Source organism: Enhygromyxa salina, assembly GCF_002994615.1.
GTDB classification, from domain to species: domain Bacteria; phylum Myxococcota_A; class Polyangia; order Nannocystales; family Nannocystaceae; genus Plesiocystis; species Plesiocystis salina_A.
Map to the genome: position 1 here is coordinate 22,299 of NZ_PVNK01000189.1, position 24,952 is coordinate 47,250.

Sequence of the window (24,952 nt, forward strand, 5' to 3'; positions counted from 1 at the left end):
GCTCAGCGCGGCAACGAAGGCGCGCTCGGTCGCCCCCGCGCTGGCTGCCCGCGCAGCCGCGGCGCCGGGAGCTTGGTCATCGGCACCGCCTCGGGCTCGGGCAGCGGCTCGGGCAGACATTGGGCCTCGCTGCGCTCCATTCGGCGGCGCTTCGAAGCCTTGGCGCGCTGCTCCTTCGACGCGCGCCCGCGCTTGGCCTTGCGGCTGAGCTCCTCGCGTTCGGCCTCGCCCGCCATCCAGGCCTCGACCTCGGCCCGGCGCTCCGGCGACGCGAGCTCCCAGACCGCCAGCTGGCGGCCGCGAAACCCAACGTATCCGAGCCTCCGCCGGCCGAGGAGCAGCTCGGGGACCGCGTCCTGCAAGAGCTCCTCGACGAAGTCGTCCTCGCCCTCGCTCACGAGGTGCGTGATGCCGAGCTCGTAGAGGATCTCGGGCGTGAAATTGAACTGGTTGGGGCGCACGTAGAAGTGGCGGTAGTCGGTCTCGAACACGGCTTGGGCCGCGAACTCGCCGACGACCACGGCCTCGCGCTCACCGATCAGCTCGCGGAGCTCGTCGCCGATCCACGCGGTCGAGGCCTCGGCGTTTCGGGTCCAGGTCACGAAGCGGACCGCGGTCAGCGTGATCCCGAGCAGCGCCAGGATCACCAGCGAGCCCCGGACCACGCGACGCCAGCTCGGGCTCGGCCAGCGGTGCAGCCACGCCCGCCCGATCACCGCGCCCGCCAGCCACGCCGCGGGCGGGAGCATCACGAGCTGGAAGCGGATCGCTCGGTGAGGGCTGGCGAGGTTGGCGAGCAACGCGAAGATCGCCCACGCCAGCATCCACAGATCGATCGGGTCGGCGCGGCCCTCGAGCAGCCCGCGCGGCTCGGGCCGGGGCTCGCCGCGCTTGCGCGCCCGTCGATCGCGCAGCGCCAGCACGACCACCCGGACCAGCTCGAGCGTCGCCAGCCACATGATCCAGGGCGCGAGGAGCAGGAACATCCGCTGCAAGCGAGCGCTAAAGAAGCCGCGCGCCAGCGTCTGCGCGGCCCGGCCGAGGACCGACTGGTCGCCCGCGGCCGTGAAGTGGACCGCGTTGAACGCGAGGCGCTGCTGGTACTCCGGGCTGAAGACCAGCAGCGCCAGCGCCAGACCCAAGGTCCCAACCGCGACCAGCGTGACCCGGGCCTCGCGTTGGCGCAGCCGGGCCATGAGCCGCGCCCGCCACGGCGCGTCGGCGTCGTCGAGCCCGGCCACGACCCCGGCCGCGCGCAGCCCGAGGAGGCAAAGCGCGACCGAGAAGGCCGGGACCACGAGCAGCCCGGTCTGCTTGATCGTGCACGCGATCAGCATCGCGCCCGCCGCCAACATCGACCAGCGCCCGGCCTGCCTGGGCTGGCGCTCGAGCTGAGACAGCGCCACGGTCGCGACGATCAGCCAGCAGATCAGCGCGCCCTCCATCAACGCGAGGCGCGAGTAGACGAGGTAAGCCCAATTCAAGCCCAGGAGCAGCCCGGTTGCGAGCGCGGCCGGGAGCCCGTGACGGATCATCGCCAGCCACATCAGCAGCGCGAGCGCGACGATCGTCTGCACGACCACGAACATCCGCGCCTGCAGCAGCCCGACGCCGAAGCTGCGAAACCACAGGTACTCGCCCCAGACCCACGCGGGCGACTGCGCCCGCCAAAACCCGTACTCGTCGACCTCGGACAGCGACCAGCGCTGCCACTTGGCGTAGTTGCGGGCCTCGTGGGCCTTCGCGGCCTCGTCGCGAAAGTGGGCCTGGCCGCTGTAGCCGGGCACGACCAACCCCGGCGGATCCAGCTCGAGCTTCCACAGGCGCAGGAGCGAGAACAGGACGAGCAAGGCCGCGAGCACCAGCCACGCACGTCGCGGCCGGGCGCCCGCGCCAGACGCCGCGGGAGGATCGGAAGCCCGCGCCCCTGCCCTGGGCACCTCGCGCTCGCTGGCGTCGTCCGGCACGCCGGGAGTATGCACGCTCCCGCCACGGAGCTGATAGCTTGAGGTCGTGCGCCGCGGCCTCGCCACCGGACTTCGTCCTCGCTCGCTCGTGGGGCTGGCCAGCCTGGTCCTGCTCACCCTCGCCGGATGTCGCCATCGAGGCGCCGCGTGGGCCCAGGCCGCCGCGCAGCCCGAGGGCGCAGTCGAGATCGTCGTGCTCGGCCAGCCACGCGAGAGCCCGCACACTCGGGCGCTCGCCCGCGAGCTCGAGCGCAGCCTCGCGGACGCCGCAGCGGCCGGGCGCGCGCCGATCCTCGCCTGGCTCGGGACCGACTTCGGCCGCCGCGGGCCCGAGCGCGGCCAGCCCTGCCCAGACCCGGCCCTCGCCTACTCCGGCCCCGCCCTGACCGAGCTCTCGCGCGTGGTCGACGACGCCCTCGGCCGCGGCGCCACGGCCTGGGGCCTGCCCGGGCCCGACGGCTGGCGCTGCGACATGAGCGGCCTCGAAGCCCCGGCCGCGCCCGCGCCCTACGCCCAGCCCGGCGTCGCCTACGTCCTGCGCGTCAGCGAGCGAGCCGAGCTCAGCCTCGCGTCGAGCTGCGCAGGCGAGACCTGCACCCTCGCCCCGCCGCGCGACGACACCCTCGTCGAGCTCGTGTTCCTCGACTTTAGCTTCTGGCACTACCGCGAGCTCGTCGACGACGCCGCGGCGAGCTCCCTGCTCAGCCAGCAAGCCGAGCTCCTCGCTGCCCTCGCGCGCCAGCCCCCGCGCCCGCGCCTGCTGCTCTCGCCGATCCCCGTCGAGTCCGCCGGAGCGCACGGCGTCGGCGGTCGCAACCAGCGGACCGCGTTTCGCTACCTGCCCGAGTTCGTCCAGGACGCCCTCGCGCAGGGCCTGTTCGTCGGCGTGCTCGGCTCGCTCGAGCGCGATCTGCAGGTCAGTGAAGATCTATCGGATGCGATCCTCCGCAACCATCGGACCTTCGTTCACCAGCCGATCTTCGAGGTCATCTCCGGGGCCGCGGGCGGCTCCAGCCACACCCTCCCGACCAGCCGCGGCGGCGCGCTGCTGCCCGATCTCGAGTCCGAGCACCTCGGCTTCGCGCGCCTCGTCATCGGGCCCGAGCGGGTCCAGATCTACGTCCACGCCCGGGTCGCCGGGCGCTGGCGCGTCGCGACGATCGAGCTCCCGCTCCAGCCCGAGCCCCACCCGGCCCTGCGCGAGACCCCGACCATCCAGCCCTGTCACAGCTGCGATCCCCACGACGGCGCCGCCGACGGCGACGCCTTCGTCCCCCGCGGCCCGCGCCCACGCTGACCTCGAGAGCGCTCAGGGCATGTCCATCTCGGTGCAATCGCCCGGGGGCAGCCCGTCGATCCAGGCCCGCAGCAGCGCGGAGCCGTCATCGTGCAGCAAGCTGCGCCCGATCAGCGGCATCATCGAGCCGAGGTCGAGCGTCTCGGTTCGATAGACGAGGATCGACGCCTCCGCGTCGCCGGGGACGATGTCGAACTCGCGGTTCTCGCCGCCCTTCCCGGCCGAGCCGGGCTTCTTGCAAAACCCGAGGTGAAATTCGTCGGTGTTGTCCCAGTTCAGGAACAGCTGCGACGAGATCCCGTTGACCCCGCTCGGGTTGTGGCAGTACGCGCAGTTGATGTCGAGGTAGTCGCGGGCCGCCCTCGTGATGGTCTCGTAGTCCATCTGATCGATCGGCGTGTCGGCGAGCGAGCGGTGGTCCCAGGCCGCGGGGACCTCGGCGAGGGGCGGCAAGCCCGTCAGCCAGCCCGCGTCGGCGAAGTGAGTGAGCTGGTTGGTGCCCTCGGGCAGGTGAGCGCCGCCGCGGTTGAGGTAGCGCGGCCGCGGGCCGATCGCCGTCATCACGGTCTCGTCGAGCTCGTCTTTGATCTCGTGACACTCCAGGCACTGGTTCTTTTGCGGGACCAGATAGTTGGCGTTGCGCTCGATCCCGTCGAGCCCGATGAAGTCGATCGGCCGGACCTCGCCCTGAACCGTGAGCACCGCGTCGCCGAGCTCGTGATCCCAGATGTAGGGGTAGCCCTTCCACTCGTCGGCGTAGCGGATCAACGCCCGGGTCTCGATCAGATCGATGTCGAGCTCCGGCTCGCGCAGGTCGGCCGGAAACATGAACGACTTGAGGATCACCGTGCCGACCGGGAAGTCGATCACGCCGTTGTCGACGTAGGTCGCCGTCTCGCCGGGCGGGATGTAGATCGCCCGATCCTTGACCGCGAAGTCGCTAAACAGGACCGTGTTGAGATCGTAGGCGTAGACGTTGTCCTCGTAGAGCAGCTCCGCGCCGTCCCAGCTCACGAGGCACATCTCGCTCAGGAGCTCGGGCACGTCGCCGTCGAGGTCGACGCCCTGGGTCGGACACAGCTCCTCGCCGCCGGTCTCGCCGGTGTCGGTCTCGGTCGCCCCGGTGTCGTCGGTGCTCGACTCGTCGGTGCTCGACTCGCTGCCCGCCGCGGCGCTCTCGCCCGTCTCTGCGCTGCTGTCGCCGCAGCCGAGCAAAGCCAGCGAGAGCGAGAGCGAGAGCGAGAACGCGACCAAATAATTCGAGTTGTGCACCCGGACTACTCCATCTCCGGGGCGACGACCGGACCGCCGCTGCCGAGGTCTTCGCAGTCGAAGGGCGTGTAGGGAGCGTCGGGCCTGAACAGGTCGTCGACCGTGCCGCCCATCATCGACAGCGGCTCGATGTTGATGCTCGCGAAGGTCGCGCCGACGTTGGTCCCGATGCACAGGTGGTTGTCGTTCGAGTTCATGCCCGCGTCGCTCGCCGAGAACGCGCTCTCCTCGACGGTGTCGTAGAGGATCTGATCGACGGGCAGGTCGGCGCCGTAGACCAGCGCCAGCAGGACCCCGAACTCCTGGTCCATCGACGAGAGGTAGGGGTTGGTCCCGCCGCCCGAGTGCTCGTTGTCGTGGACGTAGATGTTGTTGGTCCGGTAGCTGTAGACCGTGTCGCCGTTGGTCGGCAGGTCGAGGCCCTCGATGTCCCCGACGAGCTCGTCCATCGACAGCGCCCACTGCTCGGGGTCGATCTCGACCACCAGGCCGCTGAGAATCGCGACGTCGGTGGTCCCGTTGTCGGCGTAGGTGTTGTTGAAGATCTCGACCCGGCGCGAGGCCATTGCGAAGGTCCCGGTCCCGACCGGGATCGACTTGACGGTGCCGCCCGGCGCGAAGTTGGGCTGGTTGTTGTCGATGATCGTGTTGTCGTGAATCTGGATGTCACGACCGATGACCGGGTTGCCGGGCAGATCGAAGATCAGGAGGCCGCCGGTGTTGTTCTCGGCGAGGTTGCCGTAGACGTCGGCGAACTGCGTGTTCTCGATCTCGATCCCGGCGACGTTGCCCTTGGCGACGTTGTTGCGCACGATCGCGTGCTGGCACTGGCCGACGTAGATGCCGGCGTCGGACGAGTTGTAGGCCTCCGAGTCCTCGATCAGCACGTGCGAGACCTTGACCGGGTAGAGCCCGTAGGAGCCGTTGCTCGAGTCGCTCTCGAGCCGCCAGGTCACGCGGACCCGCTGGATCGTCACGCCGTCGGAGTCCTCGACCCTCAGGCCGTCCTTCTTGGCGTCGACGATCGCGAGGTCCATGACCCTGAAGTTGTCGCCGACGACGTCGAGGCCGTTGGACTGGGTCGCCTGGGCCGCGAAGTCGAGGGTCGTGCCCTCGTCGAAGCTGCCCTCGGTGCCCATGCCCTGACCGCAGACGGTGATGTCGTCGGCGCGGATCGTGACCTGGTTGTCGAGCTCGAACACGCCGAGGCCGAGCACGAGCGCGGTCCCGTCCTCGAGCGAGTTTGCCGCGATCTGCAGGCCGTCCTCGTCGTCCGCAGCGACTTCGACGCAGTCGCCCTCAAACTGTGCGCAGGAGCACAGGGGGAAGTTCGGATCCGCGCCAGTATCACCGTCGCCATCGCCATCGCCATCGCCCGTGTCGCCGTCGCCCGTGTCGCCGTCACCCGTGTCACCGTCACCGTCACCGGTCGTCTCGTCGGCCCCATCGGCGCCACCGTCATCGCCGCAGGCCGAGAGCAGCAGCGCGAGGGGCAGCGCGAGCAAGAGGGTGCGAGTCAAGTTGAAGGGAGTCGGGCGATAGTTCATGGCGAGAGATCTCCAGAGTCGTGGCTCCTCGGAAGCATACCCAAGAAAGCTGGCACGCCGAACGAGGTGCCAGGAGCCCAAGCCCCGCCCTTTGATGACCTGTGCTCGATCGTCAGCCCAGTGGCCAGATCCATCGCCGCATGACCCAGGTGTCCCGCACGCGGGCTCCGTGTGAGCCTACTGCGCATCCAAACCCCAATGATCTCCAGGGTTTGTGATCGGAGACTCGCTTGGTACGCGTGGTGCTCTAGTCCAGACCATGACCGTCTGGCCCAGTCAGCCCGCCCCGCGCCCGCGCCACCTCGCGGCCCTGCGCTGCGCCCCTCGAGCAGCCGAATTGTCGGTGATCGACGGCGTGCTCGCTCCCGCGACCTGCCGGACGCTGATCCGCGAGGCCGACGTCGACCGCTGGCTGACCACGACCGCGGAGATCCCGAGGGCGGCCAACGGTCCACACACCTGCCCCCCGCGGCGCGTCGCCGAGTCCGATCGACCCTGTCGGCTGCTCGGCGGCGAGGACGACCGCCCCCGCTTCGCCGTGATCGACGCCCCAGTCCTGGCGCTGCGGCTGTTCTACCGCCTGTCCGCGCAGCTCTCGTCCTCGCGCGAAGACGCCGAGCTCGCCGGGCTCAAGCCCCTGCTTCGCTGTCTCGAGTACCGGCGCGGCGAAGGCACGCGGGCCCACTGTGACCCCACGCGCGAGACCTCCGACGGTCAGCGCAGTCAGCTGAGTGTGGTCGTGTTCCTCAACGACCGCTTCGTCGGCGGCGGGATCGAGTTCCCCGACCTCGGGCGCACCGTCGAGGCCCGAGTTGGGCGCGCGTGCGTGTTTCCCCATTCGCTGCGGCACATCGACCACGTGCTCGAGCGCGGCCGCAAGTTCGTGCTCGAGACCGAGGTCTTCTACAGCTCCGACTGGGCGCCCTACCGCGGCTGAGTTGGACGATTAGCAGATGCAGCGAGCGGGCGGCCCCGGCTTCGGGAGCGCCCGCTCGAGTCACGCGCGAGCTTCGCTCACGGGGTGACGTCCATGATCAACGTGAAGACCGCGCCGTTGGCCGAGCCCGCGGTCCCAGCGATGCCCTGAGGCATGTCGAGGAGCTCGACGTCGAAGGTCTCAGCGAGGCCCGGCTTGACGATCACGAAGATGCCGTGGACCGAGGTCATGGTGTCTTGGAAGCCGTCGCCAGCGTCGTTGAGGTAGCGAATGACCGCGTCCGAGTCGTCGGGCGAGGTCGGGACGACGACCGCACCGGGGACGGGCGTGCCGAGGTCCGCCGCGCGGACGAGGCCGACGACGCCACCCGCCTCGCCGAGCGGGAGATGGTCTTCGAACTCGGGATCCGACATCAGAGCGTCGCTCCATTGGTCGAGCAACTGCGTCGGGACCACCCAGATGTCGTGGATCGCGTTGGCGGGCCCGTAGTTGATGCCGTCGGCGGGGCTCGCGAGGCCGGTCGCGGTCAGGAAGTAGTCGTCGTCGCCCCCGGCGAGGCCGACGATACCGAGCGCCGAGGCGATCTGTCCGTCGCTGAGCGTGTCGATCTCGCCGTCGGCGTCGCTGGTCCCGCTCGCAAGCGCCTCAGCGTTGATTGGATCGGTGGAGGCCTGGATGGCCTGGGCCACGCGCAGGTCGACGCCCGCGATCGGCTCGCGGCTTCCGAAGTTGAGCACGCGACCCATGATCCGGGTCTCGCAGCCCTCGGGCGCGGGCTGGCAGGTGCCCTCGACCGGCGGCGAGTCCTGGAAGACCTCGCACAGCCGCGAGGCGCACTCCTCATTCGTGAAGCAGGAATCACCGTCGGGCGCGCCGTCTCCGGGGGTGTGGGTCGCCGAGCAGTCGACGGGATCGCCGTCGCCGTCTCCGTCTCCGTCGCCGGGATCGCCGTCGCCGTCACCAGTGTCGCCGTCGCCGTCACCAGTGTCGCCGTCGCCGTCGCCGGTGTCGCCGTCGCCGTCGCCGGTCGTGTCGCCGCTGCCGTCACCAGCCTCTTCACCGTCTGAGGAGCAACCGTTGAGCGCCGGGGTCGAGAGGACCAGGGCGACTCCGAGGATCCCGAGCTTGCCGAGTAGATCGTTGTTCATGCGAGGCATCATGTTTTCCCAGTCTTGGTATGCGAGGGGGCCGTCCGCGGGGTTGGGGTGTTGGGACGGGCGCGGGCAGCGTAGCAGGGCGGTCTAGGCGCAAACAAGGCCCGACCGAGCCGCCCTGGCGTGCGCTCGCGCCGAGCTCGCAGCTTCGACTGGACCCAAGCACGCGACGAGCCCGAGCGCGCTCTCGCGGCGCTCGGGCTCGAACTGAGGCAGATTGGGGCGAGCGGCTACTCGACGGTCTCGACGTAGCCGGACGGAAGCTTGAAGTCGAACAGCTTGTCGCTGATCCCGACGTTGGTCTTGATGTTCTGGAGCTGAAAGTAGTTCGACGAGCCGTCGGTGTTGTAGACCACGAAGCTGTCGACCCGGCCGGTCGTGGCGTGGACCATCAGCACGAGGCCCTTGTAGTGCTTGTTGCTCGCCTTGGGCTTGAGCTCGAGCACGTAGTGGTCGGCGTCGCCGTAGCGGTCGCGCTTGTCGGTCTTGGCGTAGCGGACCTTGAACTCGCGGGTCAGCTGCTCGCCACCAAACAAAAATTTGAGCGCCGCGTTGACCTCGGAGTTGCCCGCGACGGTGGTCTTGATGACCTGGCGGGTGTCGTGCTCGACCATCCACAAGGTGTCGCCGTTGGCGTAGTAGTCGGCGTCCTGACCGTCGCCGTAGTCCCAGACCATCTTGCCCGGCTTCTTGAGCTTGAGCTTGCCCGAGGTCTTCTTGGCCTCGCCGTAGGTCGGGTTCCAGTAGGTCTGCTTGAACTTGGCCGCGAGATCCGAGGTCCCGTCGTAGAAGGCCTGGACCATGACGAGGACGTCGGAGGCGTTGTCGGGGCGCCAGGCGGGCGCGGTCGGCTTGTCGTCCTTGCTCGGGTTCTGCGCTCGAATCACGTCGGTGAGCGTGTCGCGCTCGACGGCTGAGAAGCCGGAGCCGAGCAGGACGGACAGCGACAACATGGAAGCGAATGCTGCGTTCATGTGGTTCTCCTCGAACGGGCGGTGTGCCCGCGTCGGTTTCGGACGGCCATCGCCCCCAGCTTATTGGCGAATGGTCGTAAAGGCCACGTGATCGGGTCAGCGCCCACTGCGCGAGCGCTGGATTCGGCCCCACGGAGCCCAGCTTCGCCGGGGTGATTCCCCCAACGCAGCCTCAGCTCACGGCGTTCAGGCGTTCAGGCCGCCGAGACGTAGACCTCACGCGGCTTGCTGCCGTTCGACGGGCCGATCGCGCCCTCGTCTTCCATCCGCTCGACGATCTTGGCCGCGCGGTTGTAGCCGACGTTGAGGCGCCGCTGGATCATCGAGGTCGAGACCTTCTGGGCCTCGGCGACGAGCTGCACGGCCTTGTCGTAGAGCGGATCGACCGGGCGCTCGTCCTCGGTGTCGTCGGTCTCGACCTCGGCCTTGGTGATCTCCATGTTGTAGGCCGGCTTGGCCTGCTTGCGGACGAAGTCGACGACCTTCTCGATCTCGGCCTCGGACACGAAGCAGCCGTGGATGCGGCGCGGCTCCTTGCCGCGATCCATGTAGAGCATGTCGCCCATGCCGAGCAGCTGCTTGGCGCCCTTTTGGTCGAGGATCGTGCGCGAGTCGACGTCGGAGGTGACCTGAAACGCGATCCGCGACGGGAAGTTGTTCTTGATCGTGCCCGTGATGACGTCGACCGAGGGCCGCTGGGTCGCGAGGATCAGGTGGAGGCCAGCGGCGCGGGCCTTGGCGGCGAGGCGCGCGACGTTGGCCTCGACCTCCTTGCTCGCGACCATCATGAGATCGGCGAACTCGTCGATCACGATGACGATGAAGGGCATCGACTCGGGCCGCGGGGGCAGCTCGACGCCGCCCGTGATCGCGACCGCGTTGCCCTCGCCGTCGAACTGCACGCCGCTGAGCTTGGTCGCGTCGACCGCGTCCTCGCCGTCGGCGGTGGCCGTGGCCGTCATCGCGGCGGCCTCGGCCTCGAGCGCCTTGCTCTCGGCGTCCCACTCGGCCTGGAGCTGGGGCATCTTCTTGTTGTAGCCCTTGATGTCGCGGACCTTGGCCGCGGACAGCAGCGCGTAGCGACGCTCCATCTCGTTGACCGCCCAGCGCAGGGCGAGGTTGGCCTTCTCGGCGTCGGTGATGACCGGGAGCAGCAGGTGCGGGATGTCGCAGTAGATGCTGAACTCGAGCATCTTCGGGTCGATCAGGATCATGCGCAGATCCTCGGGCGCGCACGAGTACAGCAGCGAGCACAGCATCGCGTTGACGCCGACGGACTTGCCCGAGCCGGTCGCGCCCGCGACCAGGAGGTGCGGCGCCTTGGCCAGATCGACCGACACCGCCTTGCCGACGATGTCCTTGCCGAGCACGATCGGCAGGTGGGCCGAGCCCTCCTGGTAGCTGGGGTCGGCGAGGTTCTCCTGCAGGTAGACGGTCTCGCGGGTCTTGTTCGGGACCTCGAGGCCGACCGTGGACTTGCCGGGGATCGGGGCGAGGATCCGGATCCGGATGGCCTCGAGCGCCATCGCCAGGTCGTTCTCGAGGTTCTGGATGCGCGAGACCTTGACGCCGGCCTCGGGCTTGAACTCGTAGCGCGTGATGACCGGGCCCGGGTGGATCTTGGTCACCTTGCCGCGGATCTTGAAGTGCGCGAAGGACTCGACGATGCGCTCGGCCTGCTCGTAGATGAAGTCCTTGTCGATCTCGATCTTGTTGTTGTTGTCGACGGCGGCGAACAGCTGCAGCGGCGGGAGCTCGTAGTCACCCGACAGATACTGAACCCGCTGGGCGCCGTCGCGCTTTTGCGCAGGCTGGGCCTGGCTCGCGGCGGCCTCGGCCCGCTTGGCCCGGGCCCGGGCGGCGAGCTCGGCCGGGGTCAGCGGCGCCTTCTTGCGCCCTGACTTGTCGCCGACGGCGTTGGCGGCCGGCTCCTCGTTGGCCGCGCGCTCGGGACCGTCTGCGTCCTCGTCGTCGTCGTCGCGGGTCGCGTCGTCGCCGTCGGGGTGCTCGGTCACGCAGATCTCGGGGCGCTCGTCGGCGGTCTTCTGGGGGGCCTCGCTGGGCTTGGGGTCCGTCGCCACCTCGGGCAGCTCCTCGCCGTCCTCGACCTCGCCGTCCTCGTCGATGTCCACAGGCGGGGCCGCGGCCTGACGCTTGCGGTTCTTTCGCGCGCGCTTGCCATGGGCCGCCCTCGCGCTGGACGCCCGCTTGGAGGTCTTCTTCTTGGACTTCGACTTGGACTTGGACTTGGACTTCGACTTCGACTTGCGCGCAGGGGCCTCTTCCTCGGCTTCTTCGTCCTCGTCTTCAGCGGCCTCCTCGACTTCCTCGTCTTCGGCCTCTTCGACCTCTTCGACCTCTTCGGCCTCTTCGAGCTCGAATTCCTCGTCTTGCGCCTCTTGCTCGGCTTCGGCGAAGTCCTCGTCGAACTCGTCGTCGTCCCAGTTCTGCTCGGCGTACTCACGCTGAGCCTGGGCGATGCCGACCACGCCCGACCACAGATAGCGCACCACCCACAGCCCGCCACGACCGACGGCCCGGCCCGCGACCAGCAGGTGCGCGAAGGTCAGCGGCGTCGACGCGATCAGCCCCAGGCACATGATCGTCGCGGTCAGCAGATAGGTCCCGGCGTGGTCGAAGAGCCCGAGGCTGACCTCGCCGAGCAGCTCACCCGAGAGCCCGCCCGCGGTGTAGCCGTGGACCCGGTAGCTCGGGAACATCACGTGCAGGAGCACGCAGCCGGCCAGGGTCGCCGATGAGAAGCCGACGCCCTCGCCGACGCGCAGCTCCATGCGATGCCCGAGCAGCGCCTTGACGCCGATCCCGACGACCCCGAGCACGACCAGGTACGCGGCCATCCCGAACCCGGCATAGAGGGCCGACGCGACCAGGCGCCCGACCGGGCCCATGAGGTTGCCGTCGCCGAACTGGTAGGAGACCAGGCCACCAAACATCAGCGCGCCGATCGCCAGCAGGGCCACGCCCAGGAACTCGCTCCACCCGCGAGGGATCCCCGGATCATTCGGCTCGGACTCTCGACTGCGCTGCTTCTTGGCCATTTTGTCCAGTGATCTCGAGTAGTTGCGGGGTCTCCGGTGAGGGCTCCGGGCGCTGCAGTGGGATGTTTGCCTACATCCTACTACATTTTCGAAGCGGGGGAGTCGCGGCGGTCGGCGGAGCAGGTTAGTGTCCGTCGCACCATGCGACGCGCCGCCATCCTGCTCCCCCTTTTCGCCCTCATGCTCGGAGGGTGCAAAAAAGATGAACTCGAGGCGGCCCTGGCCAAGGCAGAGGCCGAGCTCGCCCAGACCCGCCAGGATCTCGAGGCCCAGAAACAGGCCAACGCCGAGCTTCAGGCCGAGAACCAGACCCTCGAGGAGAAGATCGTCCAGCTCGAGGGCGAGATTGTCCAGCTCAACACCCAGATCAAAGATCTGGCTGACAAGGCCGGCATCACCGAGCGCGAGCTCGCCGAGCTCCGCGCCGAGAAGGCCAAGCGCGAGAAGGAGCTCGCGGTCTACCGCAACTTGTTCGCCAGCCTCAAGAAAATGGTCGACGCGGGCACGATCAAGGTCGGGTTCCGCAAGGGGCGCCTGGTCGTCGAGCTCGACGACGCCATCTTGTTCGACTCGGGCCGCTCCAAGCTCAAGTCCACCGGCCAGGACGCCCTCGCCGAGCTCGTCGAGCCGCTCAACCAGGTCAAGCGCGACTGGATCGTCGGCGGCCACACCGACAACGTCCCGATCAAGACGGCCCGGTTCCAGAGCAACTGGGAGCTGAGCTCGGCCCGCGCGCTCGAGGTCGTCAACTTCCTGATCGAGAAGGGCATGCCGGCCGAGAACCTCGGCGCCGCGGGCTACGCAGAGTTCGATCCGGTCGCCGACAACTCGGCGCCCGAGGGCCGCGCGCAGAACCGCCGGATCGAGATCGTCCTGATGCCGACGATCCCGCAGAACCTCCAAGACATGCTCGCCGGCTCCTGAGCCTGCCCCTATCCCCCATCGTCTCGAGGCCTCGGCGCTGCTGTGCAGCACCGAGGCCTCGCTACGCTACGCGAGGTCCTTCAGCCACAGGGTCTCGGTCGTCAGCGCCGGGGCCTCGCCGTCGAGCAGCAGCGCGCGCGCGAGCACGAAGCCGGCGTGATGCCCGGCGGTGTCGAGCCAGTTCGGCACCCCGGGATCGCGCTCGGCCAACACCACGCTGAACTCGCCGTCGGCGTTGGTCCGAAGCTGGGTGTGGTTGAGGCAGATCGTGTGCCGCGTGTAGTCGAAGCTCTCGAGCCACGCGTTGTACAGGCACAAGCTGAAGTAGCGCGCCTTGGGCAACGCGCCGCGGATCACGAAGGCCTGCTCGGGCCCGAAGCGATACCAGCAGATCCGGTAGTCGTTGTCGGGCGTGGGGAACAGGCGCTCGCCCGAGCCGCTGTGGAACTGCTTGATCGGCAGCGCGCCCGCGGTCACGAACTTGTGAAACAGCTGGCTGCGCTCGACGGTGGTCGCGAGCATGCGCCCGGCGTGTTGCAGGCCCTTGGCGTAGCGCTCGGGCGTGAGCGGGGCGGCGGGGATCGGATCACCGAGCAGCTCGATGTCGAGCTCGATCGGCGCCTCGGACCGACGATCGCCGAAGTACTGGCGGATCACGATCTCGGTCTCGTCGCCCTCGCCGCGCAGCGGGGTCACGCCCGGCGCGGCCGCGATCTCGTCGGCGCTGACCCGCAGCTCGAAGCGGCCCTCCTCGTCGCGGGTGATCGCGGCGTCGTTGCAGTGGGCGCCGATCTTGCCCCCGCGCCGATGCAAGAGCGCGCCCACGTAGACCGTGCCCGGCGGAATCCGACCCGAGATTCGGTAGCTGCGGCCAGGCCCGAGGCGCAGGCGCGCACGCACGACGTCGCTGTCGGGGCAGTCGCCGAACATCTTCCGGGTCGGGCCGATCACGTGGTGAAAGCTGGGGTGATCGGGGTCGCCGTACTCGGTGAAGGTCTCGACGGTCGCGGCGAGCATCCGCATCAAGAAGCGCCGCGCCTCGAGGTCATGGAGATCATCGGGCATCCCGATGCCCTGCTCGAGCTCGACGACCTTGGCGAACAGCTGCGCCATCGCGTCGGAGACCGCGGACAGGCCCGGCAGCGGGATCTCGTCGAGTTCGTAGCCGTAGCCGCGCGCGAGCGCCTTGGTCTGCGCGTCGACGCTGCGGTGGTCGAAGCCGGCGAGCCAGCGCGTGGCCAGCTCGGGATCGATCTCGCTGCGCAGGGCGGTGTTGGGATCGCCGACCGCCCGCGCGCCCTTGGGCCCGCTGCGCATGCGGTCGCCCGCGTAGGGCTGGACGAGCGCGGGCTCGTAGTCGACGCCAAGCAGCGCGCAGATGTCCCGCATCGTCGCCTCGGGCGCGGTCACCAGATCCTCGTAGCGAAAGCGCAGCCAGCTGCGCGCGGGCAGCTCGGCCACGAACGACGCGATCGCCTGGTTGCCGCCGCGCCACAGCTGCTCGGCGCTGGTGTAGGCCGAGCCCTCGAACAGCGCCTCGGACATGTTGACGTTGTGGAGGCTGCGGATGACCGATCCGGGGTTGCGGACGATCCACAAGAAGCGGGCGTTGGGAAACCACCTGGCGAGGCGCCGGAGCGCGTCGGGGTAGTTGACCAGGTGCGGGCACTTGTCGACGAGCACGCGCTCGCCGATGCCCTCGTTGAGCAGCGCGTAGACCTCGGCGACGCTGCGCTCGTGGAGCTCGGCGACGCGCTGCTTGGCGGCCGGCACCTCGAGGCCCTCGAGCTCGATGAAGGTCCGGCGCAGGCCGCCCTTCTCCCAAAACCGGCGCTCGAGCAACGCGTGGCGCTCGGCCATGGTCTCGAAGGGGGCGAGGACCATCTCGGGCGGGCAAAACAGCCGCGAGTGACCGGCCAGCATCAGGCGCAGCAAGGTCGTGCCGCTGCGCGCGACGCCGAGCACGAACACGATGGGGTCTTCGAATACGGGCACCGACAATTTCACGAGCTTGGTCCTTGTTGCGCTACGATGACGAGATGGCGAGGGAGACGAGGCTGACATCCCGGGCGTGGGATCGAGCGATGCGACTGCTGCGTGCGTACCACTCCTATGAGGTCGTCGGCCTGTCGAGCTTCCCGCGCTCGGGCCCGGCGCTCGTCGCCAGCACCCACAGCCTCGCGACCTACGAGAACTTCATGCTCGGCTCGACCGCGCTCGACGTGCTCGGCCGCCGTCCGATCATCTTGGCCGACGACCTGGCCTTCAAGCTGCCGCCGGTCGGCGACGCGCTGCGCGACATCGGCATCTGGCCGGGCAAGCGCGACAAGGCCGTCGAGATCCTCCGCCGCGGCGGGCTGCTCGGGCTCGGGCCCGGGGGCATGCGCGAGGCGCTGCGCGGGACGTCGCGCAAGTACAGCTTCGACTGGGAGGGGCGCTACGGCTTCGTGTGGGTTGCGATGCAGACGGGCGCGCCGATCATCCTCGCGGCCTGCCCGGCGGCCGACGACATCTTCGACGTCGCGGAGCTCGAGCTGACCGAGAAGTTCTACGCGCGTTACCACTTGCCGCTGCCCGTGTTTCGCGGGCTCGGACCCACGTTGATCCCGCGACCGGTCAAGCTCTGGCACGTGTTCGACGAGCCGATCCTCTCGGACGTGCCGCCCGACGAGGTCAGCGAGGCCCACGTGCTCGAGCATCACGCGTACCTCGTCGAGCGAATGCATGCCTTGATGGCGCGGGCCAAAGAGATCTCGGGCCTCAACTGACTCGGGCGGACCATCACGCCCCACCTTTGGCCCGCGCGCGCGCGGCCTTCCCGACCCAGACCGGCTCGTAGACGGGTGGCGGCCACAGGCCGAGCTCGCGCTGGACGGCGGTCAGCGGCCGGGCCAGGAGCGACGGCCAGTCCTGCTCGACCAGCCACTCGGCTCGCAGCGCGCGGGCGGACGCGTCGAGCATCCTGCGCTGGCCGGCGAGGCGCGGGAGCCGGATCGAGTAGGCGCCGAGTCCGGCCATCGCGAGCACCCCCGTGTTGCGGGTCTGGGCCGCCGTGAACGCGAGCAGGCAGACCTCACCGAGCAGGTCGGTCTGGTAGCCGGTCACGAGGTGATACAGGTCGTGGCTGAAGAACAGCGTGTCCTGCAAGAAGCGCTCGTCGGGCTCGAGCGCCGCCGTGCGCTCGGCGCTGGTGCCCGTCTCGACGTAGTCGCTCATGCCCCGGCGCGTGGTCCCGAGCTGCGCGCAGCTGTCGAGGTAGGCGGCGCCGAGGGTCCCGGCGGGCAGCCTCTCGAGCCGGTCCCAGTCGGCCAGCGCGTCGCCGAGCGAGGGCTTGCGCCGCAGCAGGTCCCGGCCCTTGGCGCGCGCACGCATGCGCGTGAGCGTGCGCGGCAGCGAGCGCCCCTGCCAGGCCTCGATCACACGGGTGATGCGTCCGGTGTCCTCGGGGTGACGGTAGAGGTACACGAGATCCTCGAGGCCGTCGCGCCAGCGGATGCGGTGGATGTCTCGCTCGTCCATGTCGGGATGGGCTCCGATCCCTCGCTCAGCGAGTCACGAGCGCCGCGGCCAGGCGCGCGGCGTGGCGGGCCTCGAACATGCCGTAGTGATCGCCGGGGACGTCGCGCGAGACCAGCACCTCGCACAGCTCGGTCCAGGCGTCGACGCTGGCGGGAAAGACCTCGGCGAAGGCCGTCAGCGTGTCGGCGGCGCGAAGGTAAGTGACCGGCCCGACGTAGGCGCGCGGGCGGTAGGCGGCGAGACGACGGACCGAGCGACGCAGACCGTCGACGAAGATCTCGAACAGCGTGCGGACGCCAGCCTCGTCGGTGGTCGGCGGCAACAGCTCGACGTCGAGGGCCCAGGCCCGGGCGCGCGCGAGCAGCTCGGCCTGGGTCTGGGCGTCGAGTGAGTCGGCCGCCGGGCTCGGCGGCGCGATCGACCCGCGGCGTCGGGCTCGGGCGCGCAGGTAGCTGCAAAACGCGGCGACCAGCGCGGGCTCGTCGTAGCCCTCGGCCGCGCGATCGACCCGCGGCGTCGGGCTGTCGAGCAGGACCACGCGCTCGATCTCCTGGCCGCGCGCGCGCAGCTGCACGGCGACCTCGTAGGCCAAGACCCCGCCGAGCGACCAGCCACCGAGGACCGAGGGCAGCGGACCGTGCGCGGCCAGGTGCTCGGCGCAGCGCGTGGCCAGCTGCTCGATCGTCGCGAGCTCGCGGGCCCCGTCCTCGACGCCAGCGTCGAGCTCGGGCAGCTCGAGGACCTCGACCCGGTGACCGTCGAGCGCGGCGGCGAGCGGCGCGTAGACTTCTACGTCGAGGGCGCCCGGGTGAATCAGGCTCACGCCGGACCCCGAGCCCGCGCGCAGCTGCGTCCGTCGCAGCGCGGGGGTCGGCGTGAGCCGGGCGGACGCGGCCGACGCAGCCGAGCCCAGGCCGCGGTTCAGCTCGGCCGCGAGCGTGCGGATCGAGGCGCCGTCGAGCAGCGCGGTCATCGGCAGCGTGACGCCGAGCTCGACCTCGATGCGCGAGCGCAGCTCGACGCCCATCAGCGAGTCGAGGCCGAGCTCGGCCAACGGGCGCTCGGGCTCGACCTCGGCCTCGCCACGTCCGACCGCCCGGGCCACGTGGCTCGCGAGCACGCCCTCGATGCGTGCCGGTCGCTCGCTCGCGGGCACGGCGAGGAGCTCGGCGCGCAGCGAGGACGCGTCGGTCTGGCCGCCCTCCGTGCTCGGGTCCGGCTGGGCCGAGGCGACCAGCTCGGCGATCGGCGCCGACGCGCTCAGGGTCGGGTGCGCGCGAGCGAAGCGGACCCAGTCGACATCCATGACAGTGACCTGGGCCCAGCCAGGGGCCTGCGCGGGCCCGAGCAGGGCCCCGAGCAAACCCAGCGCGCGCTCGGGCGCGAGCCCGTGGATGCCACGTCGCGCAAGCTGCCGATCGGCGCGCGCGAGCCCGACCTCGGCCCACGGACCCCAGTCGATGGCGTGCGCCGCCAGGCCCCGCGCGCGCCGATGCTGAGCGAGCGCGTCGAGGAAGCTGTTGGCGGCCGCGTAGTTGCCCTGCCCCGCCGACCCCAGCACGGCCGCGACCGAGGAGAACAGCACGAACAGCTCGGCGTCCTCGAACACCCGGTGCAGGACCCACGCGCCCATGACCTTGGCCCGGAACACCGCCGCGAGCATCTGCGGGTCGAGGCGGACCAGGATCTGATCTTGGAGCACGCCCGCGAGGTGGACGACCCCGCGGATCTCGGGCCAGCCCTCGCCGCGGTAGCGCTCGACGAAGGCGCGGACCTGCTCGGCGTCGCCGACGTCGACGGCCGCGACGTGGACGCTGACGCCCTCGCGCTCGAGCGCCCGGATCGCGGCGACCTGGGCCCCGACGCGGGTGCTCGGATCGAGCGAGGCCCACTGCGCCCGCGCGGGCAGCCGCGAGCGCCCCATCAGCACCAGCCGCCGCGCGCCACGATCGACGAGCGCGCGCGCGACCTCGAGGCCGAGCCCGCCGAGGCCCCCGGTGATCAGGTAGCTCGCGTCGACGCGGCAGCGCAGCTCGCCGACGCCGCTCTCGCGCAGGCCCGAGCGGGTCACGCGGGCGGCGTGGCGTCGGCCGCCACGGTAGGCGATCTGCGGCTCGCCGTCGGGCGCCCGCAGCTCTCGCAGCAGCGCGCGGGCGCTCGCGTCGGGGGCCGCCGCCGGATCGAGATCGACGAGCCCACCGAACACGTCGGGGTGCTCCTGCGCGATCGTCCGGCCGAGGCCCCACAGCGCCGCGCCGATCGTCCCCGGGACTGAAGCCGACGGTTGATCGGGCGTCGCCGTCGCGACGGCGCCGCGGCTGAGCAACCACAGCTGCGGCGGGCTCGGCCAGCGCGCGCCGACGAGCTCGCGCAGCAAGAGCACGACCGCGCCGACCTCGAGGTCGCGGGCCCGCTCGAGCTGCTCGAGCTCTTGGGCCAGGGGGCCATCGGGCTCGCGCGCGAGGCCCCAACCAAACACCACGCCACGCAGCGGCGGCCGGCCTGGAGCGCGCAGCAGCTCGAACAGCTCGCGGATGTCCACCTCGCTGGTTGGATCGACGCGGTAGCGGTCCTCGCCCTCGCACGCGTAGCCCGAGCCGGGCCGCACCCACACGCAGCGCTCGCCGATCGCGGCGAGGCCCTCGCGCGCGGCCGCCAGCGTCGTGTCGTCGTCGGCCTCGTCAGCCTCGTGGGCGAGGATCAGCCAGGTGCCCGGGGGCTGCGCGTGCGGGAGCGTCCGCAGCGGCTTGGCAGCCCAGCCGAGCTCGTAGAGCACGCCGCGCTCGCGGCCGTGATCCCGGGCGAGCTCGGCGTCGAGGTAGCGCAGCTCGAGGCCGCAGACATCCATGAGCAGGCGACCGTGCTCGTCACGCAGCTCGACCTCGGCCGTGCGCGAGCCTTCGCGTTGGCTCGTGACCCGCGCGCGGCTCCACGCCCGGGCCTGTGGACGGGCCAGAAACCGAACCTCGCCCATCGCGGCCGGCAAGAAGGGGCGCCGCTCGTCGCCGGGCAACGCCGCGACGATCTGCGCGGCGGCGTCGAGCAGCGCGGGGTGGACGTGGTAGCCGGTCTCGGCACGAACCGCCGCCGTCGCGCGCAGCTCGGCGAGGGCGTCGTCACCCGCGAGGCCGACGCGCTCGACCCCACGAAACGCCGGACCGTAGTCGAGGCCCCGCGCGCGCAGATCAGCGTAGTGATCGGCCGCGCTGCGCGAGCCCTCGTCGGGCTCGCGCGCGCAGGGGCCAGGCTCGCGCTCGACCGTAGTCGAGGCGATCGCGCCGCGGGCGTGAAGGATCCACGCGCTCGACTCCGCCGCCTTGCTGCGGATCTCGAAGCGCTCGCCGACGAGGGCCAGCTGCAGCGCGCGGGCCGGCTCGCCGCGGTCGGGCACGCGCAGCGGCGCGAGGATCTCGACCTCGCGCAAGACCACGGCCTCACCAGCTGCCTCGTCCGGCGTCGCCAAGCTCGCGCCGCGCCGGGTCAGCGCGGCCGCGAGCGCGAGCTCGAGGAACACGGCGGCCGGGACGATCGCGGCGCCCTCGAAGCGATGATCCCCGAGGTAGGGCGCGCCCTCGAGCGACAGCTCGGACGCCCACACGAGCTCGCCGCGGCGGTGCCCGAGCTCGACGCGGCGCCCGAGCAGCGGGTGTGCTCCCGGGCCCTCAGTCCCCGCCACCGACCTTCGCTGCCAGGCCCGAACCCGCTGCCAGGCCATGCGCGGGAGCCTCAGCTCGCCCGCGCCGGGGACCTCGGGCATCAGCTCGGACCAGCGCGGCGCGTGCCCGGCCACGAACAGCTCTGCGAGCGCCTCCAACATCGAGCGTCGGGCGTCGAGCTTGCGACGCAGCGAGTGCACGACCACGCCCGCTGACCCTCCGTCGTGATCGTCGAGCGCGCTGAGCATCGCCCCCGCGAGGGCCGGGTGCGCGCCGATCTCCACGAAGTGCCGACACCCCCCGGCGAGCGCGGTCGAGATCGCGGCGGCGAAGCGGACGGGCTCGCGGACCTGGGCGACCCAGTAGCCGGCATCGAGCCGGGTCCCGTCGAGCTCGGCGCCGGTCAGCGTCGACACGAAGGGGATCGCCGCGCTGCGGGGCGACAGCGGCTCACGGGCCAGCGCCTGCGCGAGCAGGTCGGCGGTCGCGGCCATGTGGCGGCTGTGAAACGGGTACTCGTGGGCGAGCAGGCGCGCCCCCTCGAGCTGCTCGAGCCGCGCCGCCGGGCCGCAGACCACCGTCTGCGCGGGGCCGTTGTGGGCGACGATCTCGAGGTCGTCGCCGAGCAAGGGCGCGACGCGATCCGGCCCGAGCGAGAGGACCGCGAGCTTGGCCAGGCCAGCGACCCCGGCGGTCGCGCGGGCGCGCTCGGCCACGAGTCGGGCCGCGTCCGCCAGCGACAGCGCGCCCGCGACGTGGGCAGCCGCGAGCTCGCCGAGGCTGTGCCCGACGACGAAGTCCGGCGCGACGCCGAGCCGCTGCCAGCAGCGCGCGAGCGCGACCTGCAGCGCGAACAACACTGGCTGGGCCACGCTCGAGTCGTCGAGCCACCTCGCCTCGTCGTCTTCGGGCCGGCCGAGCAGGTCCAGCACCGACCAGCCAAGCAGGGGCCTCAGCGCGTCATCACAGGCCTCGAGATCCCCGCGAAACGCGGGCGAGGACTCGAGCAGCGCCCGACCCATGCCGTGCCACTGGTTGCCCTGGCCGCCAAACACGAAGGCCACGCGGGGCAGCCCCTCCGTCGGCCTTTGGCCGCGCAGCGCGGCGTCTCCCCTGCCCTCGGCGAGCGCCCGCAGCGAGTCTCGCAGCTCGACGCGCGACGACGCGAGCACGGCCGCGCGCAGGTCGAGGGCGCTGCGCGTGGTCGCGGCCGCGCGGGCGAGCGCGGCCGCCGAGATCGATGGGCTTTCGTCGAGCAGCCCCGCGTGGCGCCCCGCGAGCTCGCGCAGGGCGGCCTCGCTGCGCGCGGAGATCGGCAAGACCACCGCCGGTGCTTCGTCGACGCTCGCCACCTCGGCCCGGCTCGGCGCCCGCTCGAGCACCACGTGGGCGTTGGTCCCCCCGAACCCGAACGAGCTCACGCCCGCGCGCCGCAGCTCGACAGGCCACGCCTCGCGGTCCTCGACCACGCGCAGCCCCGCGGCCTCGAACTCGATGTGCGGGTTGTGAGGCGAGGCGTGGAGGCTGGGCGGCAGCTCGCCGTGGTGGAGCGCGAGCGCGGTCTTGATCAGCCCGGCGACGCCCGCCGCGGCCTCGAGGTGGCCGATGTTGGTCTTGACCGAGCCCAGCGCGCAGGCGCGCGTGCTTGCGTCGCGGGGTCCGAGCGCGCGCGCGAGCGCGGCGATCTCGATCGGATCACCGAGCACCGTGCCCGTCCCGTGGGCTTCGACGTAGCCGAGCTCGCGGCCGCGGACCCCGGCGTCGCGGTGCGCGGCGCGGATCACCTCGACCTGCGCGGCGAGGTTCGGCGCCGTGAGCCCGTTGCTGCGCCCGTCGCTGTTGACCGCGGTCCCGCGGATCGTCGCGTAGATCCGTCGGCCTCCGGCCAGGGCCTGGGCGAGCGGCTCGAGCACGACGACCCCGGCCCCCTCGCCGCGCACGTAGCCCTCGGCGTCGGCGGCGAAGGTCCGGCAGCGCCCGCCGGGCGCCAGGAACCCGGCCCGCGCGAGGGTGTGGCTGAGCGCGGGCGCGAGCACGAGGTTGACGCCCGCCGCGATCGCCCGCCGCGACTCGCCCGACCACAGGCTGCGACAGGCGAGGTGCACGGCGACCAGCGACGACGAGCACGCGCTGTCGACCGCGAGGCTCGGGCCGCGCAGGTCGAGGGCGTAGGACAAGCGGTTGGCCACGACGCTCGACGCGTTGCCGGCCGCCGCGTGGGGCTCGTCGACGCCCTCGCGCCCCGCCCCGAGGCGCGCGTAGTCCCCGGTGCTGACGCCCACGAACACGCCCATGTCGGTGCCGCGCAGCTCCTCGGCGCGCAGGCCCGCGTCTTCGATCGTCTCCCACGCGAGCTCGAGCAGCAGGCGCTGCTGCGGATCCATGGCCGCGGCCTCGCGCGGCGTGATCCCGAAGAATTCGGCGTCGAAGCCAACGACCTGATCCTCGGGCAGGAAGGCGCCGTGACGCGCCGCGCCCTCGAAGCGCCCGCACAGCTGCTCGCGGGCCGAGCTGACCTCGCCGACCGCGTCGACGCCCTCGCGCAGCAGCTGCCAAAACGCCGCGGGCCCGTCGGCGCCAGGGAAGCGACAGCCGATCCCGACGATCGCCAGGGGCTCGTGCCCGCCGCGCCGGGCCTCGCGGGTCGCCGGGCTGTGCCCGGAGGCCTCGCCGTCGAGCTTCGCGACGAGCGCGTCGATGCTGGGGTGCTCGTAGACCAGCGTCGGCGGCAAGCGACGGCCCACGCGGGCCTCGAGCTCACCGGACAGACCGACGGCCTCGGCCGAGTCGAGGCCGAGCTCCGCGAGCGGCCGGGCGGTGTCGACTCGCCCGGGCTCGACGCCGAGCCGCGCCGCGACCCGAGCGACCATCCACGCCCGCAGCTCGTGGCCCTGAGCTCGCGCGCGGGCCTCGCCTGCCCCGCCTGCCCTGCGGCCTCGCGTCCACCGCTGGAGCTCCTTCAGCTCCCTGCGCGCGAGCCCCTCACGGCACGCAAAGCGCTGGATCTTCCCGCTCGAGGTCTTGGGGATCGTGCGGGCCTCGACCAAGACCACGACCGCGGGCGCGACGGCGTGGGCCGCGAGGATCGCCGCGCGGATCGTGTCGATGACCTGCGCGGGGGTGTCGGCGCTGCGGCGCGGATCGAACTCTTGCACGACCGCGAGTGACTCGCCCTGCCCCTCGCCCTCGACCCCGAACACGGCCCCGCAGCCGGGCCGGAGCCCGGGGTCGCAGGCCTCGACCGTGCGCTCGAGATCGTGGGGGTACAGGTTGCGCCCGCGGATGATGATCAGATCCTTGCAGCGCCCGGTCACGAACAGCTCGCCGCGCTCGTCGAGCGCGCCGAGGTCACCGGTCCGCAGCCACGCCCCGGGCTCGCCGTCGAGGCGAGCGTCGAACACCGCCGCGGAGTCAGTCTCGCGGCCCCAGTAGCCCCGCGCGACGCTCGGTCCGGCGACCCAGATCTCGCCGACCTCAGCGGGGGCGCAGCGCCGCCCGCCGCCGTCATCGTGGGCGTGCACGACCGCCAGCTCGTCGAGGGCCCGCCCGCACGAGACCAGCGACGCCCCTTCGATCTCACCGTGCACCGCTGCGTCGCGCTTGTCGCCGCCCGACGCGATCAGCGTGGCCTCGGCGAGCCCGTAGCAGGGGTAGAAGGCCGCAGGCTGAAACCCCGCGCCCGCGAAGTGCTCGGCGAAGCGCGCGAGCGTCTCGGGCCGGATCGGCTCGGCGCCGTTGAACGCCAGATCCCAGCTGCTCAGCTCGAGGGCGTCGCGCTCGGCGGCGCTGCTGCGGCGCACGCACAGATCGTAGGCGAAGTTGGGCCCGCCGCTGGTCGTGGCCCCGTAGCGCGAGATCGCCTCGAGCCAGCGCATCGGTCGCTGGAGGAAGTGCAGCGGCGACATCAAGGTGACCGGGAACCCGACGTAGAGCGGCTGGATGATGCCGCCGATCAGGCCCATGTCGTGGTAGGGCGGCAGCCAGATCACGCCCTGGCTGTCGCGCGTGTGGCCAAAGCAGTCGCGGATGTGGGCCGAATTGTGGACCAGGTTGGCGTGGGTCAGCATCACGCCCTTGGGCGTGTCGGTCGAGCCCGAGGTGTACTGCAAGAACGCGAGGTCATCGGGCGTCGGCGCGAGCGCGCGCCAGCTCGCCGCTTCGGCCTCGTCGACGCCGTCGCTCGCGAGCCACGCGAGCGCGCCCGCTTCGTCGAGCAGCGCCTTGCCCATGGCGATCAGCTCTGCGTTGGTCAGGACCAGCTCGGCCTCGCAGTCGGCGAGGATCGCCTGCAGCCGCGGGAGCGTACGCGCGAGCGCCCGCGGATCCGGCGGATAGGCCGGGACCGCGATGACCCCCGCGTACAGGCACCCGAAGAACGCGACGATGTAGTCGAGACCTGGCGGGTACAAGAGCAGCGCGCGGGCGCCAGGCTCGACGCGCTGCTGCAGCGCCGCGGCCACGGCCCGGGCCCGGCGATCGAGCCCGCCCGCGTCGAGCCGAGCTTCGTCGCGCTCACCATCGTTGAGGAAGGTGTACACGCCCAGCTCGGGCTGCTCGAGGCCCCGCCGACGCGCGACCTCGACCAGGGTCGAGCTCGCGCCTGCGCCCAAGTCTTTTGCTCCCATCGTTGGCATGTCCATGGCGTT

General features: G+C 71.3%; 13 protein-coding genes. 4 read left to right on the plus strand and 9 right to left on the minus strand.

Annotated features, from left to right (window positions below; genetic code table 11):
* Positions 1 to 2 precede the first annotated feature (2 nt).
* Positions 3 to 1,967, minus strand: coding sequence for a phospholipid carrier-dependent glycosyltransferase (locus tag ENSA5_RS22110; protein ID WP_146155983.1), 1,965 nt, complete (start codon positions 1,965 to 1,967; stop codon positions 3 to 5).
* A gap of 46 nt (positions 1,968 to 2,013) precedes the next feature.
* Between ENSA5_RS22110 and ENSA5_RS22115 the strand changes: the two genes are divergently transcribed.
* Positions 2,014 to 3,264 carry a hypothetical protein gene (locus ENSA5_RS22115; protein ID WP_146155984.1) on the plus strand — a complete coding sequence of 417 codons (1,251 nt, stop codon included), beginning with the start codon at positions 2,014 to 2,016 and terminating at the stop codon, positions 3,262 to 3,264.
* Positions 3,265 to 3,276: 12 nt separating this feature from the next.
* Here ENSA5_RS22115 and ENSA5_RS22120 read toward each other — a convergent pair whose 3' ends face one another.
* A complete protein-coding gene (locus tag ENSA5_RS22120) occupies positions 3,277 to 4,536 on the minus strand; it encodes an SO2930 family diheme c-type cytochrome (protein WP_146155985.1) in 1,260 nt (419 codons plus the stop codon).
* A 5-nt stretch (positions 4,537 to 4,541) separates the two neighbouring features.
* Positions 4,542 to 6,083 carry a parallel beta-helix domain-containing protein gene (locus ENSA5_RS22125; protein ID WP_106393677.1) on the minus strand — a complete coding sequence of 514 codons (1,542 nt, stop codon included), beginning with the start codon at positions 6,081 to 6,083 and terminating at the stop codon, positions 4,542 to 4,544.
* Between the two features lie 259 nt (positions 6,084 to 6,342).
* On the opposite strand from ENSA5_RS22125, the gene ENSA5_RS22130 reads away from it, so the two are divergent.
* Positions 6,343 to 7,020: a 2OG-Fe(II) oxygenase family protein gene (locus tag ENSA5_RS22130; protein ID WP_146155986.1), complete on the plus strand. Its 678-nt coding sequence runs from the start codon at positions 6,343 to 6,345 to the stop codon at positions 7,018 to 7,020.
* 77 nt (positions 7,021 to 7,097) lie between these two features.
* Here ENSA5_RS22130 and ENSA5_RS38025 read toward each other — a convergent pair whose 3' ends face one another.
* The 3 genes from ENSA5_RS38025 to ENSA5_RS22145 all read right to left on the minus strand — a co-directional run bounded on the left by ENSA5_RS38025 (position 7,098) and on the right by ENSA5_RS22145 (position 12,207).
* The gene (locus ENSA5_RS38025; protein WP_181198024.1) at positions 7,098 to 8,168 is read right to left on the minus strand and encodes a hypothetical protein; all 1,071 of its coding nucleotides are present in this window, start codon (positions 8,166 to 8,168) and stop codon (positions 7,098 to 7,100) included.
* A gap of 236 nt (positions 8,169 to 8,404) precedes the next feature.
* Positions 8,405 to 9,127: a LolA family protein gene (locus tag ENSA5_RS22140; RefSeq protein ID WP_181198025.1), complete on the minus strand. Its 723-nt coding sequence runs from the start codon at positions 9,125 to 9,127 to the stop codon at positions 8,405 to 8,407.
* Positions 9,128 to 9,342: 215 nt separating this feature from the next.
* The gene (locus ENSA5_RS22145; protein ID WP_106393680.1) at positions 9,343 to 12,207 is read right to left on the minus strand and encodes an FtsK/SpoIIIE family DNA translocase; all 2,865 of its coding nucleotides are present in this window, start codon (positions 12,205 to 12,207) and stop codon (positions 9,343 to 9,345) included.
* A 141-nt stretch (positions 12,208 to 12,348) separates the two neighbouring features.
* Here ENSA5_RS22145 and ENSA5_RS22150 point away from each other — a divergent pair, with 141 nt between their 5' ends.
* Positions 12,349 to 13,131 (plus strand): OmpA family protein, encoded by a 783-nt coding sequence (locus tag ENSA5_RS22150; protein WP_106393681.1) that lies wholly within the window; start codon positions 12,349 to 12,351, stop codon positions 13,129 to 13,131.
* 66 nt (positions 13,132 to 13,197) lie between these two features.
* Here the strand turns inward: ENSA5_RS22150 and ENSA5_RS22155 are convergent, their stop codons facing one another.
* A complete protein-coding gene (locus tag ENSA5_RS22155) occupies positions 13,198 to 15,138 on the minus strand; it encodes a sulfotransferase family protein (RefSeq protein WP_181198026.1) in 1,941 nt (646 codons plus the stop codon).
* Positions 15,139 to 15,215: 77 nt separating this feature from the next.
* Here ENSA5_RS22155 and ENSA5_RS22160 point away from each other — a divergent pair, with 77 nt between their 5' ends.
* Positions 15,216 to 15,899, plus strand: coding sequence for a 1-acyl-sn-glycerol-3-phosphate acyltransferase (locus tag ENSA5_RS22160; RefSeq protein WP_181198027.1), 684 nt, complete (start codon positions 15,216 to 15,218; stop codon positions 15,897 to 15,899).
* Between the two features lie 13 nt (positions 15,900 to 15,912).
* On the opposite strand, the gene ENSA5_RS22165 is transcribed toward ENSA5_RS22160, so the two are convergent.
* Together ENSA5_RS22165 and ENSA5_RS22170 are read right to left on the minus strand one after the other, a co-directional pair.
* Entirely contained in the window at positions 15,913 to 16,650 is a 738-nt protein-coding gene (locus tag ENSA5_RS22165; RefSeq protein WP_106393683.1) for a Coq4 family protein, read from the minus strand.
* Positions 16,651 to 16,675: 25 nt separating this feature from the next.
* Positions 16,676 to 24,946 carry a type I polyketide synthase gene (locus ENSA5_RS22170; RefSeq protein ID WP_106393684.1) on the minus strand — a complete coding sequence of 2,757 codons (8,271 nt, stop codon included), beginning with the start codon at positions 24,944 to 24,946 and terminating at the stop codon, positions 16,676 to 16,678.
* Between the last annotated feature and the right edge of the window lie 6 nt (positions 24,947 to 24,952).

Coding starts and splice junctions, on each gene's coding strand:
- ENSA5_RS22125 (WP_106393677.1), bottom strand. CDS start 6,083: ATGAACTATCGCCCGACTCCCTTCAACTTGACTCGCACCCTCTTGCTC.
- ENSA5_RS22130 (WP_146155986.1), top strand. CDS start 6,343: ATGACCGTCTGGCCCAGTCAGCCCGCCCCGCGCCCGCGCCACCTCGCG.
- ENSA5_RS38025 (WP_181198024.1), bottom strand. CDS start 8,168: ATGAACAACGATCTACTCGGCAAGCTCGGGATCCTCGGAGTCGCCCTG.
- ENSA5_RS22140 (WP_181198025.1), bottom strand. CDS start 9,127: ATGTTGTCGCTGTCCGTCCTGCTCGGCTCCGGCTTCTCAGCCGTCGAG.
- ENSA5_RS22145 (WP_106393680.1), bottom strand. CDS start 12,207: ATGGCCAAGAAGCAGCGCAGTCGAGAGTCCGAGCCGAATGATCCGGGG.
- ENSA5_RS22150 (WP_106393681.1), top strand. CDS start 12,349: ATGCGACGCGCCGCCATCCTGCTCCCCCTTTTCGCCCTCATGCTCGGA.
- ENSA5_RS22160 (WP_181198027.1), top strand. CDS start 15,216: ATGCGACTGCTGCGTGCGTACCACTCCTATGAGGTCGTCGGCCTGTCG.
- ENSA5_RS22165 (WP_106393683.1), bottom strand. CDS start 16,650: ATGGACGAGCGAGACATCCACCGCATCCGCTGGCGCGACGGCCTCGAG.
- ENSA5_RS22170 (WP_106393684.1), bottom strand. CDS start 24,946: ATGGACATGCCAACGATGGGAGCAAAAGACTTGGGCGCAGGCGCGAGC.